The following is a 13,826-nucleotide window of genomic DNA, read 5'->3' as shown; positions in this document are numbered from 1 at the left end:
CGAGGGCTGATGAGCGAAGAATCCGCCATGCTGGCCGAGCAGGACCTCAAACTGGCCGACGCCCTCCAGGCGGCGCCGCGGGCCTCGTGGTCGACGCTCGGGGACGCGCTCGGCCTGGGCGCGGTGACCGTGTCCCGCCGATGGGACACCCTGGTGGAGCGCGGCGACGCCTGGCTCACCGCTTATGCCGGCGGCGAGCTGATCGAGCGGCTGGCGCTGGCCTTCGTCACGATCGACTGTGAGCCCGGGGCGGTTTTCCCGGTCGCCGCCGCGCTGGCCGCGGACGTCCACGTGGCCACGGTCGAGCACGTGGCCGGGCCGGGCGATCTGCTCGCCCACGTCGTCGCGCCGTCCCTGCGGGAGCTGGGCGCGCACGTGGCGAGCCGGGTGGCGGCGATCCCCGGCGTGGCGCGGGTGCGGACGACGCTGTCCCCGCGGATGTTCACCGAGGGCAGCCGGTGGCGGGTGCGGGCGATCTCGCCGGGCCAGCGCGAGGCGTTGTCGGCCAAGCCGGCTCGCCAGCGCGCACCGCTGCGGTTCGACGCGGCGGACCGGGCCCTGATCCTGGCCCTGGGCACGGACCCCCGCGCCTCGGCGGCGGCGCTGGCGGCCTCGCTCGGCGTCGGGGCGACGACGGTGCGCCGCCGGCTCGACGGGCTGCTCGGCCGCGGCGCGATCCGCATCCGCTGCGAGATCGCGCGGTCGGTGTCACCGGCGCCGGTCACGGTGACGCTGTGGCTGCGGGTGCCGCCGGACAAGCTGGAGACGACGGCCCGGTCGCTGGCGATGGTCCCGGAGGTCCGCATGTGCGCGGCGTTGACCGGGGCGGCGAACCTGATGCTGGTGCTGTGGCTGCCTTCGGCGCACGACGTGCTTTCCGTGGAGGCGCAGCTGGCGGCGAAGCTGCCGTGGCTGGAGATCACCGGCCGGGCGGTGACGCTGCGGAGCGTCAAGCTGATGGGCCGGTTGCTCGACGCCGAGGGCCGGGGAACGGGCCGGGTGCCGCTGGACTTCTGGGCCGCGGTCCCCGTGCCGGAGCACGGGGACCGCAGCGTTCACCGGTCCGGGGGATGAGGGGGGTGAGGTGGAGGGAAGCACCCCCCGGAGCCGGAGTTTCGTGGGCCCCGAAGCCGGGCCGGCCCGGTGACCGAGGGGCGGCCACCGGCCGGGGCTTCGCGGCGGGTTTCGCGATTCGGGGCGTCGTGTGCTCGGCCGCGGAAGTCGCGTGATGGGGACGGATCTCGCGTGATTCGGGGCGGATCTCGTGGGGTGGGCGGGGTGTTGCGTGGCTGGAGGGGCAACTCGCGTGATGAGGAAGGCATCTCGCGTGATTGGGCGGCCATCTCGTGGGCCTGGAGGGTCGGGGTGCGTACCGGAAGGGTCGGTTCGCGGGTCTGGACGGTCGGGGTGCGTGCCTGGAAGGTCGGATCACGTGATCAGCGGCGATTCTCGCGTGACTGGGTGGGCATCTCGCGTGTCTGGAGGGTCAACTCGCGTGATTGAAGGGTCAACTCGCGGGTCTGGAGGGTCGGGGGGCGTACCGGAAGGGTCGGTTCGCGGGTCTGGAGGGTCGGGGTGCGTACCTGGAAGGTCGGGGAGGGGGAAGGGTTCCGGCGCGGTGGACGGGGGGTGAGGTGGAGGGAAGCGTCCACCGGGCCGGAACTCGCGGGCGGGAGTGACTCCCGCTTTCTCCTCCTTCGCTGATCCGGCTGGGCCGGATCGGTGGGGTGAAGAATCCCGGCCCGGTGGACTGGGGGGTGAGGTGGAGGGAAGCGTCCACCGGACCGGGGCTCGGGCGCGGAACCGAAGTCCCGCGATTTCCTGCGGTGAAACAACCGGCCCGGCGGACAAGGGGGTGAGGTGGAGGGAAGCGTCCACCGGGCCGGGGCTCGGATGCGGGAGGGAGTCCCGCGGGGTTGGTGCGGGAGGGAGTCCCGCGATTGCGTGCGGGAGGGGGCCCGCGGTTTTCGGGTGGTGCAACCGGCCCGGCGAACAGGGGGGTGAGGTGGAGGGAAGTGTCCGCCGGGCCGGGGATCGTGGGGGCGGGTCAGTACCCGCCTGGGGAGGTCGCCAGTGCCTGCTGGACCGCCGGCCGGCGAGCCGGGTCCGCCTTGCAGCCGTTGGGTTCCAGTGCGTACCAGGTGCCGCCCGCGCCGTGGCCGGTGGCCAGTCCCGGCTCGTCGTCGGATGCGTACCGGTACACCGGCCAGCCGCCGACCGTCACCTGGCTCGTGCCGTCCGGGCGGCGGATGCGGCCGACCAGTCCGGCGTCGATGCCGTCGGCGACGGTGGTGCGGCCGCCGGCCTCCAGTGGTGGCCACTTCCGCGCGCAAGCCGCGTCGCAAGTGGACTTTCCGGAGTCTCTGCCGTCCTTGGTGAAAAGATACAGCGTGTGGCCGTCGGTGTCCGTGAGGACGGGCCCGAGGCCGTCGATCTCCTTGGTGCCGAGGGTCGGCGGCTCGGTGCCCGCCTTCTCCCCCGTCGGCGCCATCGCCGCCCAGTCCGCGCCGGCCGCCCGGCCGAGCGCGATGCCCGGCCCGGTGTCCTTCGCGTACCGGTAGACCGGCCAGCCGGCGACCGTCACCTGCTTGCGGCCGTCGGGCCGGGTGACCAGGCCGACCAGCGCGCTGTCCACCCCGGCGGCGAGCACCGGGACGTCGGAGACCAGCGGCGGCCACGTCATCGCGCACGGGCCGGCGCAGGTGGCCTTCGACGGCTTGGCCGTGTCCTTCGCGTAGCGGTAGAGCGTGTGCCCTTCCGCGTCGGCCAGTACCGTACCCAGTCCGTCCACAGTGGAGGATATCAGCTGGGCCGCGGAGCCGGCCGGAACCGCGCTCGCCGGCTGCTGCTGCGCCCCGAGCACCAGCGGCTGGACGGCACCGGACGTGGCGTACGGGTTGGTCCCGCAGGCCGCGACCAGCGCGAGTCCGGCAACGGCGATCGGTGCGGCAACAGCCGGGCGAGCACGGTTCATCGGAAGTTCTCCTTCCCGCGGTACAGGTGGCCGGGTGCCGTTATTCGGCGCAGGCCTTGCCGGAGTTGACGCAGTTGACCAGGCGGCCCATGATCTGCTTGCTCATCACGTTCGCGAAGTCGTCGTGGTCGGACCGCGGGTTGTGCTTCTCCTGGGCGAAAGCGTCCACTTTGTACTCGCCGTTCTGCTGGACGTCCTGCGGGACGTCGTAGACCAGCGTGACCTGCAGCTGCGGCACGTTCTTGAACCCCTGGGGGCACTTGCCCTGCTGGTTGGCGAACACGATGTGGGTGCGGTGGTTCGCGCTGTCGGTGTTCTTGCCGTCCCAGCAGTTCGGGAAGGCGTGGATGCGCTCCACCTTGCTGCCCGCCGGGCAGATCGGGTAGAGGTCGGTGAGCCGGTCCTCGAACCCGGTGCAGGTCCAGCTGGGCCGGGCGTTGGCCGGGCCGTTGGTGCTCTGCTTGGCGTCACCGTAGAGGATCTTCAGGCCGAGCGGCATCGCGACGACGTTGTCCGCGCCGCCGCCGATGAACTTCAGCGTCGCGGACTCCGGCTCGATGATCGTGCCGTCGTTGTCGCCGACTTCCTTGTTCTCGCCCTGGATGCCGCCGAGCTCGTCCTGCTGGGCCTGCTGCTGGGCCTTGTCCTGATTGGCCTTGTCCTGGTTCTGGTTCTGGTTCTGCTGCTGGTTCTTGTTCTGGCCCTGCTTGTTCTGGTCCTGCTGCTGGTTCTGGTTCTGCTTGTTCTGGTCCTGCTGGTTCTGCTGCTGGCCCTGGTTGCGCTGACGCTGCTGCTGCTGACCGTCCTGGTTCTGGTTCTGGTCACCCTGCTGCTGCGCGCTCTTGCCGGAGCGGCCGCCACCACCCTGACCCTGGCTGTTGCGCTGCTCCTGCGCGTCCTGGGCGTCCTGGGCGCTCTTGTCCTGCTGGACGTCGCCCGTCTTGCCCTTCTGCTGCTGCTGGGCCTTCTGGTTCTTCTGCTGCGCCTGCGCCTTGTCTTCCCGGTCGACGCGGATGACGGGCCAGAAGTAGGCGGACTTGTCACCGTTCTTGCAGGTGGTGCCGCCGGCCAGCAGGCTCTTGAGGCTCGAGTCGGCGTCGGTGGTCAGGTTGCCGACGTAGTCGTGCAGGTGCTGGGCGCCGTTCTTGATCCCGGGCTGGGCGATGAAGTTGTCCGGGTTCTGGTGCGCACCGTCGGCGTTGGTTCCGCAGTTGACGGTGAAGGACCCTTGCGCACCCTTCTTCTTCAAAGCCGCGTTGACGTTGTTGCCGGCGGGGACCTTGTTGATGTCGATGAAGAACGACGGGTCCGCGGGGTCAGCGCTGGCTTCGCCCGTGCGGCCCGCGGTGACCGCGACGGCGAGTCCGCCGACGGCGATCGCCAGGCCGATCGCACCCATCGCGATCTTGGTTCGGCGGGCGACACGATGCTTGCCCGACACGGGGGGCCGAGAATTCCGGGGCATGGACTAGTTCACCTCGTTCGTTTTTCCGGGCGCGCGCTTCAACAGCGCGGCAGCCCGGGCAAGAACTACCGTCAATTGAGGTCGAGATCGCACGGAACCGATCGGGGGATGCTTTCGGTTCCGGCTGTCGGGATGCATCGGGGGATGCATTGGGGGATACGGACCTGAGCGGCCCGAGGTTCAAAAGCGACCAGCCCGTTATCTGTTCGTTATCTACGAGAACGCAACCGGGCAGCATTGACCCAGGTCACGGCGGTTCACCGAAAAGAAAGAGATTCAGCGCTGGACGACGACGAGGATGGTGCCGTCTTCGCCGCGGACCTCGAACCGGCTGATCTGGTCCATCGCCAGGGAGACCGAACCCTGCAACCGCAACGGTTCGGGCGAGCCGGGGATGCCGAACCCCTTGGGCGGCACCGACCAGCTGGAGACGACGCGCTCGGCACCGGTCGCCGGGACGGCGACCAGCTGGCACTTCACCGGCCCGACGATCCCGCGCAGCTCGAGCTCGACGCGGCTGCCCCACTCCACCGGCGAAACGGTGACCAGGGCGCTGACGGCGGACCCGCCGCTGCCGCGGCCGTAGGTCTGGCCACCACCGGGCTGGCCCTGAGCGCCCGCCGGCGGCGGCGTGGACGTCGCAGGGACGCTCGTGGCCGGCGGCGGCTGCTTGTTGCTCGGGGCGGCGAGCGAGGCGGGCGGAACGGCGTCGGCCGGCCGGACCGCGAGCGTCACCAGCGGGCCGGCGATCACGGCCGCCGCGGCCGCGGCCCCGGCGAGGATGCCGATCCGGCGACGGCGGCGGCGCTTGACGGCGGCCTCTTCCATGAGGCCGCGCAGCACCCGGGGGCCCGGCGAGAGGGTGCGCGGGCTGGGCGCGGGCATCGGGGGTTCCGGCCAGCTGCGCTTGACCAGGTCGAGGACGTCCGGCAGCTGGTAGAGCTCGATCAGGTCGAGCTGGCAGTGCGGGCAGTTCATCAGGTGGGCTTCGAACTGGGTGTTCTCGGCTTCGCTGAGGACGCCGAGCACGTAGGCGGCGACGTCGGTGTGTGCGGATCCGGCCACGCTCAGTTCACCCCCGCTCGCGCAAGGCCCGGCGCAGCGCGCGCACGGCGTGGTGGATGCGTGATTTGACGGTGCCCGGTGGTACGCCGAGGGTCGCCGCGACCTCGTTCACGGTCCGATCGCGCAGGTAGGTCTGCTGGATGGCCTCCCGCTGCTCGGGCGAAAGGCCCTGCAGCGCCTCGTAAACGATCATCGCGGCGAGCGTCCGGTCCGATTCGTCGGACACCGCGATCGCGTCGGATTCGATCTCCTCGAGCTCCTGGGGCCGGACGCTGCGGCTGCGCCAGCCGTCGATGACGGTACGCCGGGCCACCGTGAACAACCAGGCACGCAGCATCTCCGGCTGGCGGTCGAGCTTGTCGGCGTTCCGCCACGCCTTGATCAAGGTCTCCTGCACGACGTCTTCGGCCCACTGCCGGTCGTGGCCGGTCAGCCGCAGCGCGAACGCCATCAGGGACCCGCCGAACTCCTGGTAAAGCGCCTTCGCCAGATCGTCGTGGCCGTCGCCGGGCTCGACGACGGCATCCTGATCTCCGATGGATCTCAGCGCTCGGGTGTGCCGTCCCACGCGGGACATCCTGGTGGGCCGGACGGCCTACGTCCAGTACTTCCGGCCCGCAAACCGGGAGCAAAACTTTTTTGAACCGTTTCCGGACCGTGTCCGTATCCCCTACCGAAGACCCCGACCAGGCGTTGTCCCCCGCAACGCTCCGCATCCACTCCGGACCGAATGTCCACTGTGGATCTTTCGCGCCCTTTTCCGTTGCACTACCGGCAACAGCGCGTAGTCATGCCCACGGAGGAGCAGTGATTCGCATTCCCCGCCCGGTGGTCCCCGCCGCCGTGTGCCTCACCGCACTCGCCTTGCTCACTGCCTGTACCGCCAGCGCCGCCACCTCGAATGGCGGGTACGCCGGGATGCAGATGCCCGGCATGCAGCAGCAGGGGCAAGTTGTCCTGCCGATGCCGCAGGGCATCACCGCCGACCCGAACAACCCGGCGAAGAGCCAGCTCAGGGCGGCGAAGACCTTCGACCTCGGCCTCCTGCTCGTCGACGGGACCGGGTACACGATCTACCGGTACGACCGGGACACCCCCCGGCCTTCGCGGTCGAACTGCACGGGCGCGTGCGCAACCAAGTGGATCCCGGTCAAGCCCGGCAACCTGGGCCCGATCGACGTCGACCAGTCGCTGATCGGGCAGGTCACCCGTGACGACGGCAGCACGCAGCAGACCCTCGCCGGGTGGCCGCTGTACCACTTCACCGGCGACCAGGAACCGGCCGACACCTCCGGCCAGGGCCTGGACCAGGCCTGGTACCCGATCGCGCCGGACGGCAAGAAGATCACGATCACCCAGGACGAGTGGAGGCAAAATGCGTTCGGCGTCTGAGCTCGCCGGGTTCGACTTCGAGCCCCTGTCCGTCCTCGAGCGTTCCCGGCCGCTGGTCCGGATCCTCTTCGTCGCGGCCCTGGTGCTGGCGCTGCTCGCGCCGGGCTCGGCCTCCCTCGCCCAGACCAACGCGATTTCCGACACCGACGCATTGCTCCTGACCAAGGTCCGCCAGGCCGGCCTGTGGGAGATGCCGTCGGGCATGATGGCGATGGAGAAGGGCAGCCCGATCGTCCAGAAGGTCGGCTTCGCGATCATGATGGACCACGGCCGCCTCGACGTGGCGACCCGCGCGCTCTCCCAGAAGCTGAACTCGCCGGTCCCCGACCAGCCCTCCGAGGAACAGCGCGGCTGGCTCGGCGAAGAGATGGCCGCCTCCCCCGGCCCGGAATTCGACCGCGTCTTCGCCAACCGGCTGCGGGCGGCGCACGGCGCGGTGTTCAACGTCCTGGCGCAGTTGCGGGCCGGTACCCGCAACGACGACGTGCGAGCCTTCGCGACGGTCGGCAACCAGGCCGTGATGCGGCACATGACGATGCTCGAGAGCACCGGGATGGTCGACTACACCGCGCTGCCGGCCCCGTCCGTCTCCACGACCGCGGCGCCCACCGGGATCCAGCTCGGACTCGACCCGTCCCAGATCGCCGTGGTGGCGGCCTTGTTCCTGTTGCTCGGCGGCGGCCTCTTCTACGTGCTCCGCCAGGTCAAGAGCAATCGCAGCCGGGCCAGGGCGACGGCCCGGCCGGCCACCGCGAGAGCAGGGGGCGGCCGTGGTTGAGACCTGGCACGACGCGACGATCTTCCTCACCCAGCAGTTCCAGCCCAAGACCGACCCGGCCGCGCGCGGCCTCGCCGCCTTCGCCGCCCGGACGTCCTACGGGGCGACGATGCTGACGCTCACCTGGGGCGTGCTCACCGCGACCGGCTGGATCCGCTCGGTCACCGGCCGGAAGGGCCTGCGCAGCACCCACATGGTGCTGGCCACCGCGACGATCATCTTCGGCGCCGTCCACGCGCTGGGCTTCACCTACCTGACGGTCCAGCCGTACAGCTTCGCCTACATGTTCATCCCATTCGGCTCCGGGCAGGAGGGACGCCACATCGCGGGCATCGTCGGCTTCGAGGTCATGTTCGCCATCTTCCTCACCGCCGGCCTGCAGCGCTTCACGTCCTACCGGCGCTGGCTGTGGCTGCACCGCTGCGCGTACCCGGCGGTGGCGCTCATCGCGATCCACTCCTGGTTCGGCGCCATCGCGAACGGTCACCTCTCGGTCACCTGGCTGGGCGGCATCACGCTGCTCGTCCCGGCCGTGACGGTGTCGATGCTGCGGTTCATGCCGGCCCGCACCCTGGAACGCATCGGTCTCGTGGAAGAGCAGGTGGCCTGACATGCCCTTCCGGTTACCCGGTGGCGGCCCCCGGATCAGCGTCGACAACGACCGGTGCGAGCTCTACGGCATCTGCGCCATGGAGGCACCGGACGTGTTCGACCTCGGCCAGGACGGCCGCTTGCGCTTCCACACCAGGCTGCTCGACGAAACCACCATTGAACAGGCGAAGATGGCCGCCCGCTGCTGCCCGATGCAGGCGGTCGTGATGAGAGGGGACCTCGATGGCTGACGGCGACCGGATCGTCATCGTCGGTGCGGGCGTCGCCGGGCTGCGCGCCGCGGAACGCTTGCGGGAACAGAAGTTCGACGGGGAGATCGTCCTGATCGGCGACGAGGCCCGGCGGCCCTACCACCGCCCGATGGTCTCCAAGGCGCTGGTGATGGGGACCGAACGGCCCAGCGACGTGGGCCTTTCGCACTACCTGCCGGACCTCGACGTGCACTGGCGCCTCGGCGCGCGGGTCACGCATTTGGACACCACCGAGCGGGTCGTGCACCTGCCCGGCGGCGAGTCCCTCTGGTACGACGGCCTGATCGCCGCGACCGGCGTCTACCCGCGGCACCTGCCCGGGGCACCGCGGCACGACCCGCGGGTGCGGATCCTGCGCACGGTCGAGGACTCGATGGCGGTGCGGCGCTGCCTCAACGCCAGCAAGAAGCCGGCCGTCGTGATCGGCGCCGGCCTGATCGGCAACGAGTTCGCCGCGAGCATGCGCCACATCGGCCGGGACGTGACCCTGATCGGGCACGCGAAGGCGCCGCTGCACCGCTTCGGCGACCGCGTTTCCAGCGGCATCGTCGAGGCGCACCACGAGCACCGGGCGAACCTGGCGATGCGCAGCGAAGTCCGGCACTGGATCAGCACGAAGGACACCGTCGGGCTGCACCTGACGAACAACCAGCTGCTGGTCGCCAGCGTCGTCGTGCTCGCCATCGGCAGTGTCCCGTCGGTCGACTGGATGCGCGGCTCCGGCCTCGACATCAGCGACGGCGTGCTCTGCGACTCGAAGCTGTTCGCCGAGGGTGCCTCCGACGTCGTCATCGCCGGGGACATCGCGCGCTGGCCGAACCTGCGCTTCGACGAGACCCCGCGGCGGGTCGAGCACTGGATCAACGCCGTCGAGTCGGCCCGGCACGCGGCGGACAACCTGCTGATGGGCCAGTCCAGCGCCGTGCCGTTCACCCCGCTCCCCCGGGCCTGGTCGACGCTGTACGACACGCGCCTGCAGATGTGCGGGATGCCGTCGCTGGCCGAGGACACCGTGTCCCTGGCCGACGGCATCACCGGCTTCGTCCGCGACGGCAGGCTCGTCGGCATCTCCTGCTGGGACAAGCCGCGGGCGATGCTCGACTGGATGGCCGAGCTCGACCGGCGGCTGCCCGCCCCCGACTACGTGCCCGAGCCGGAGCCCGCGCCCGTCGCGGAGGTCCCGCAGGTCCCGGTGGTCGAGCCGGCGCTCGCCGCACTGGCGGCCGAGGTGCCGCCGGAGTTCGACAGCGGGTTCGACGCGCAGGCCTTCGAGCGCGAGTTCGAGAGCGAGTTCGCGAACGACATCCCGACGACGGCGTTCCCCGCGCAGTCCCCGCCCACGACGGCGCTGCAGGCGCAGTCGCTGCCCGCGGCGGCGCTGCCGACGATGGCCATCCCGATGGGGAGGTAACGAAAGCCGGGACGGGGCTGCGCGCGGCGGCCCCCGTCCCTTGCCGGTCACCACACCCCCTCCGCGGCTGGGTGGTGTGGTGACCGGCCCCCCACGTCCCCCTGCCCGCCTCGGCTCTGGAAAGAACGAGCGCCCGGCGGGCCAGGAGAGGGCCATCCCGAGGGAACCCGACGCCCCCGGGGTGGCCTTCTTCCGGCGCACCGGGCGGGGCCCGGGGTCGAGCGCCGCGGCGGGTCACTCCGCCGGGGCGCACGAGTCGTGGAGATCGTTCCGGTGGACGGGTATGCCGCCGGAAGGGACGCCACGCCTCTTGCAGCACCGGTGCGGGGCCGTCCCGGGGGCACGGGAACCTCCGGGACGGTCTTCACCTCCCGCGCCGCGACCACCACGACTCCGCCACGACCAGGCCGCCGAGGACGAGCACCGCCACCCCGGCGACGCGCAGCCCGGCATCGGTACCGGAGACGAACGCCGTGACGACGTCGGACGCGCGGGGAGCCCGGGCCAGGGCCTCGGCCACGGTGTGCGCGCCACGCAGGTCCGGCGGCAGGGCGGCGGCGAACCGGGCGGTGGACACCGTGCTGACCACGGCGACGCCGAGGGCGCTGCCGAACTCCCGGGTCGTGGCCTGCAGCCCGGTGCCGACCCCCGCCCGGGCGGGCGGCAGGGCACCCGCGATCACGCCCGACAGCGTCGGCAACGCCAGCGTCACCCCGATCCCGGTCACGACGAGCCAGGCCGCGTAGGCGGCGTACGGGGTGCCCGCGTCGCTCGTGGACAGTCCGAGCAGGCCGACCCCGACGAACCCGAACGCGCACGCCACGGTGGCGTCGAGGCCGATCCGCCCGGCCAAGCGAGCCACGTGCCGGCCACCGAGGACGATCGGCACCGTCAGCGGGACGATCCCGAGCCCGGTCGCCAGGACACCGAACCCCTTGGCGTACTGGAGGAACGACGCGTTGACGTAGAACAGCGCGAACATGCCGAAGAAGATCGCGGTCAGCCCGAGGCAGGCGCTGCGCAGGCCCGCGATCCGGAACAGCCGGGGGTCCAGCAGCGGGTGCGCGGACCGCAGCTCGGTGACCACCCACGCCGCGAACAGCACGGTGGCGCCGGCGAAGCCGGTGACGACGACCGCGCTGCCCCAGCCCGCCTCCGGACCCTGGACGATCCCGACCAGCAGCGCGACCGACGCCCCGGTCAGCAGCACCGCGGCCAGCGGGCCGAGCGGGCGGTCGTGGCGTGACGACACCGGCGTGCCCCGGGCGACCAGGGCGGCGAGGCCCAGCGAGAGGGCCGCGGCGGCGGCGAACAGCCAGCGCCACGAGCCGGCCGTCAGGACCAGGCCGCCGCCGACGTTGCCGGCCACCCCGCCGATCCCGGTCATCGACGCCCAGGTGGCGATCGTCGCCGGTTTGCGCTCGGCGGGCACGGCGTGCAGCAGGACGGCGAGCGAGTTGGGCAGCACCGCGGCGGCACCGATCCCGGTGAGCGCCCGGCCGGCGAGCAGGACGGCGATGTCCGGTGCCGCCGCCGACAGCAGCGTGCCCGCGGCGAACAGCCCGAGGCCGGTCAGCAGGACGCCCTTGCGGCCGAACCGGTCGCCCGCGGCCCCGGCGGGGATCACCAGGCAGGCGAACACGATCACGTAGGTGTCGACGATCCAGACCAGGGCCGGCGCGGACGGGTGCAGCGCGCTCGCGGCGAACAGCGGGACGGCGAGGTTGATCGCCGCGACCATCCCGACGACGAGCACCACCGCGGCGCACATGAGGGTGAGCAGGCCGCGCTGTGCCGCCCGGGACGCCGGTTCGCGGCTCGGTTCGCGGATCGGAAGCTGAGTGGACATGAACCTGACGGTAGGAACGACTGACCACTGCGCGCGACGCAACTTCGGCAACAGACGTTTGCGTATGCTGCAACTGTGCCCGAGCAGCTCGACCTGAACCTCCTGCGCGTGTTCGACGCGCTCCTGCGGGACGGGAGCGTCACGGCCGCGGCCGAGCGCCTGCACCTGTCCATCCCGGCGACCAGCCGGGCGCTGGGCCGGCTGCGGCGGGCGATGGGCGACCCGATCCTGGTGCGCGCCGGGCGCGGGCTGGCCCCGACGCCGTTCGCGCTGCGCACGGCACCGCGGGTGCGGTCGCTGCTGGAGGAAGCGGCGGCCCTGGTCAGCACCGACTTCTCGCTCGCCGCCCTGGAGCGGACCTTCACGATCCGCATCAACGACGGCGTGGCCGCGACCCTGGCGACCGCGGCGGCCGAGGCCACGGCGGCGGCCGCTCCCGGCGTCACCCTGCGGTTCGTGGCCGAAGGCAGCGAAAGCACCGACGCCCTGCGCGACGGCTCGATCGACCTGGACATCGGCGTGGGCGGGCAGCCGGCCCCCGACATCCGGACCGCCGTGCTGTACCGCGAGCGCCTGGTGGCCGCGGTGCGCGCGGACAGCCCGCTGGGCCGGCACCGCCGTCCGACGCTGGCGCAGCTGTGCGGGCACCCGCACGTCTCGGCCTCCCGCCGCGGCCTGGCCCGCGGGCCGCTGGACGACGTGCTCGGCGCGGCGGGCCTGCGCCGGCACGTCGCCGCCGTCGTCCCCACCGCCGCCGTCGCCGCGCTCGTGGTCGCTTCGAGCCCCTACGTCGGGCTGCTGCCGCAGCGCCTCGCCGAGCAGTACGGCACCGCCCTCGGCCTCCGCTGGTTCCCGGTCCCGGCGGACCTCCCCGAAATCGAGGTGCGCCTGTCCTGGCACGCCCGCCTCGACGCCGACCCGGCCCAGCAGTGGCTCCGCGAAACGCTCCGCGACGCACTCCGCTGACCCGTGTCGACCCTCCAATCACGAGTGATGCCCTTCCAATCACACGTGCTGCCCCTCCAGTCACGAGTGATGCCCCTTCGAGCACGGGGACGCCGTGTGGGAACGGACGACACGCGTGACTGGAGGGACGACACGCGTGCTTGGCGGGACGACACGAAAGCCTCCGCGGCCGACGTCCGCTGTGGCACGATTCATCCGTGACCAGTTCCGCCACGGCGCAGTACCTGCGTGACCTCGCGCTGCTGCGCCGCGTCCGGGACCGGATCGACCGGGAGTACGCCCAGCCCCTCGACGTCGAGGCGCTGGCCCACGGCGTGAACATGTCGGCCGGGCACCTCAGCCGGCAGTTCCGGCGGGCGTACGGAGAGTCACCGTATTCGTACCTCATGACGCGGCGGATCGAACGGGCGATGGCGCTGCTGCGCACGGGCGAACTGAGCGTCACCGAGGTCTGCTTCACCGTCGGCTTCTCGTCGCTGGGCACCTTCAGCACGCGGTTCGCCGAGCTGGTCGGCATGCCCCCGAGCGTCTACCGCGAGCAGCAGGCCGCGGCCACCGTCGGGATGCCGCCGTGCGTCGCCAAGCAGGTCACCAGACCGATCAGGAATCGAGAAGCGCGGCCTTCGGCGGCCACCTAGGGTGACCGGCATGGACGTCACCATTCACTCCAGCTTCCTCCCCCACACGGACCCGGAAGCCTCACTCGCGTTCTACCGCGACCTGCTCGGTTTCGAGGTCCGCCAGAACGTCAAGTACGGCGGCATGCAGTGGATCACCGTCGGCCCGCCGAACCAGCCGGACACCGCGATCGTGCTGTCGCCGGTGGCCGCGACGCCCGGCCTGACCGACGACGAGCGCCGCATGATCGCCGAGATGATGGCCAAGGGCACCTACGCCTCGGCCAACCTGGCCACCGACGACCTCGACGCCCTCTTCGCCAAGCTCGAGGCGGGCAACGCCGAAGTCGTCCAGGAGCCGGTCGAGCAGCCCTACGGCATCCGCGACTGCTCGTTCCGCGACCCGGCCGGCAACCTCCTGCGCATCCAGGAACTGCGCTGACCAC

General features: G+C 71.6%; 14 protein-coding genes. 9 read left to right on the top strand and 5 right to left on the bottom strand.

Translation table 11 applies throughout. The features are described from left to right. Positions 1 to 9: 9 nt before the first annotated feature. Entirely contained in the window at positions 10 to 1,074 is a 1,065-nt protein-coding gene (locus AB0M30_RS20715; RefSeq protein ID WP_364585782.1) for an Lrp/AsnC ligand binding domain-containing protein, read from the top strand. Between the two features lie 973 nt (positions 1,075 to 2,047). Here the strand turns inward: AB0M30_RS20715 and AB0M30_RS20710 are convergent. The 4 genes from AB0M30_RS20710 to AB0M30_RS20695 form a co-directional block, all read right to left on the bottom strand. Next, positions 2,048 to 2,974, bottom strand: a complete 927-nt coding sequence (locus AB0M30_RS20710; RefSeq protein WP_364585780.1) for an SCO0930 family lipoprotein — start codon at positions 2,972 to 2,974, stop codon at positions 2,048 to 2,050. Between the two features lie 40 nt (positions 2,975 to 3,014). Then, positions 3,015 to 4,439, bottom strand: a complete 1,425-nt coding sequence (locus tag AB0M30_RS20705; protein WP_364585778.1) for a DUF1996 domain-containing protein — start codon at positions 4,437 to 4,439, stop codon at positions 3,015 to 3,017. 276 nt (positions 4,440 to 4,715) lie between these two features. Continuing rightward, a complete protein-coding gene (locus tag AB0M30_RS20700; protein WP_013224413.1) occupies positions 4,716 to 5,504 on the bottom strand; it encodes a zf-HC2 domain-containing protein in 789 nt (262 codons plus the stop codon). A 7-nt stretch (positions 5,505 to 5,511) separates the two neighbouring features. Beyond that, a complete protein-coding gene (locus AB0M30_RS20695) occupies positions 5,512 to 6,072 on the bottom strand; it encodes a sigma-70 family RNA polymerase sigma factor (RefSeq protein WP_013224412.1) in 561 nt (186 codons plus the stop codon). 239 nt (positions 6,073 to 6,311) lie between these two features. Here AB0M30_RS20695 and AB0M30_RS20690 point away from each other — a divergent pair, with 239 nt between their 5' ends. The 5 genes from AB0M30_RS20690 to AB0M30_RS20670 are packed head-to-tail and all read left to right on the top strand — an operon-like array spanning position 6,312 to position 9,948. After that, on the top strand, positions 6,312 to 6,896 hold the full coding sequence (locus AB0M30_RS20690; RefSeq protein WP_364585776.1) for a hypothetical protein: 585 nt from the start codon (positions 6,312 to 6,314) through the stop codon (positions 6,894 to 6,896). Then, the gene (locus AB0M30_RS20685; protein WP_364585774.1) at positions 6,880 to 7,674 is read left to right on the top strand and encodes a DUF4142 domain-containing protein; all 795 of its coding nucleotides are present in this window, start codon (positions 6,880 to 6,882) and stop codon (positions 7,672 to 7,674) included. The genes AB0M30_RS20690 and AB0M30_RS20685 overlap by 17 nt, the downstream gene beginning before the upstream one ends. Next, the gene (locus AB0M30_RS20680) at positions 7,667 to 8,284 is read left to right on the top strand and encodes a ferric reductase-like transmembrane domain-containing protein (RefSeq protein WP_364585772.1); all 618 of its coding nucleotides are present in this window, start codon (positions 7,667 to 7,669) and stop codon (positions 8,282 to 8,284) included. The genes AB0M30_RS20685 and AB0M30_RS20680 overlap by 8 nt, the downstream gene beginning before the upstream one ends. A gap of 1 nt (position 8,285) precedes the next feature. Then, positions 8,286 to 8,516, top strand: coding sequence for a ferredoxin (locus AB0M30_RS20675; RefSeq protein WP_013224408.1), 231 nt, complete (start codon positions 8,286 to 8,288; stop codon positions 8,514 to 8,516). Further along, complete coding sequence (locus AB0M30_RS20670) at positions 8,509 to 9,948, top strand: FAD/NAD(P)-binding oxidoreductase (protein WP_364585770.1); 1,440 nt, start codon at positions 8,509 to 8,511, stop codon at positions 9,946 to 9,948. Before AB0M30_RS20675 ends, AB0M30_RS20670 begins: the two co-directional genes overlap by 8 nt. A gap of 364 nt (positions 9,949 to 10,312) precedes the next feature. Here AB0M30_RS20670 and AB0M30_RS20665 read toward each other — a convergent pair whose 3' ends face one another. Beyond that, positions 10,313 to 11,719: an MFS transporter gene (locus tag AB0M30_RS20665; RefSeq protein WP_364586008.1), complete on the bottom strand. Its 1,407-nt coding sequence runs from the start codon at positions 11,717 to 11,719 to the stop codon at positions 10,313 to 10,315. A gap of 153 nt (positions 11,720 to 11,872) precedes the next feature. Here AB0M30_RS20665 and AB0M30_RS20660 point away from each other — a divergent pair, with 153 nt between their 5' ends. From AB0M30_RS20660 to AB0M30_RS20650, 3 genes are all read left to right on the top strand, one after another. Then, positions 11,873 to 12,763: a LysR family transcriptional regulator gene (locus tag AB0M30_RS20660; protein ID WP_364585768.1), complete on the top strand. Its 891-nt coding sequence runs from the start codon at positions 11,873 to 11,875 to the stop codon at positions 12,761 to 12,763. Between the two features lie 197 nt (positions 12,764 to 12,960). After that, positions 12,961 to 13,401 carry a helix-turn-helix transcriptional regulator gene (locus AB0M30_RS20655; protein WP_364585766.1) on the top strand — a complete coding sequence of 147 codons (441 nt, stop codon included), beginning with the start codon at positions 12,961 to 12,963 and terminating at the stop codon, positions 13,399 to 13,401. Positions 13,402 to 13,411: 10 nt separating this feature from the next. Continuing rightward, on the top strand, positions 13,412 to 13,822 hold the full coding sequence (locus AB0M30_RS20650; protein ID WP_103342960.1) for a VOC family protein: 411 nt from the start codon (positions 13,412 to 13,414) through the stop codon (positions 13,820 to 13,822). The last annotated feature ends 4 nt before the right edge of the window (positions 13,823 to 13,826 follow it).

The sequence above is a fragment of the Amycolatopsis sp. NPDC051716 genome (assembly GCF_040681595.1).
GTDB lineage: Bacteria > Actinomycetota > Actinomycetes > Mycobacteriales > Pseudonocardiaceae > Amycolatopsis.
This window is presented reverse-complemented; position numbering and strand designations above follow the sequence as displayed.

Excerpts from the sequence above, each read along its gene's own strand:
- AB0M30_RS20705 (WP_364585778.1), bottom strand. The coding sequence starts at position 4,439 with ATGCCCCGGAATTCTCGGCCCCCCGTGTCGGGCAAGCATCGTGTCGCC.
- AB0M30_RS20715 (WP_364585782.1), top strand. The coding sequence starts at position 10 with ATGAGCGAAGAATCCGCCATGCTGGCCGAGCAGGACCTCAAACTGGCC.
- AB0M30_RS20665 (WP_364586008.1), bottom strand. The coding sequence starts at position 11,719 with ATGTGCGCCGCGGTGGTGCTCGTCGTCGGGATGGTCGCGGCGATCAAC.
- AB0M30_RS20710 (WP_364585780.1), bottom strand. The coding sequence starts at position 2,974 with ATGAACCGTGCTCGCCCGGCTGTTGCCGCACCGATCGCCGTTGCCGGA.
- AB0M30_RS20685 (WP_364585774.1), top strand. The coding sequence starts at position 6,880 with ATGCGTTCGGCGTCTGAGCTCGCCGGGTTCGACTTCGAGCCCCTGTCC.
- AB0M30_RS20650 (WP_103342960.1), top strand. The coding sequence starts at position 13,412 with ATGGACGTCACCATTCACTCCAGCTTCCTCCCCCACACGGACCCGGAA.
- AB0M30_RS20675 (WP_013224408.1), top strand. The coding sequence starts at position 8,286 with ATGCCCTTCCGGTTACCCGGTGGCGGCCCCCGGATCAGCGTCGACAAC.
- AB0M30_RS20670 (WP_364585770.1), top strand. The coding sequence starts at position 8,509 with ATGGCTGACGGCGACCGGATCGTCATCGTCGGTGCGGGCGTCGCCGGG.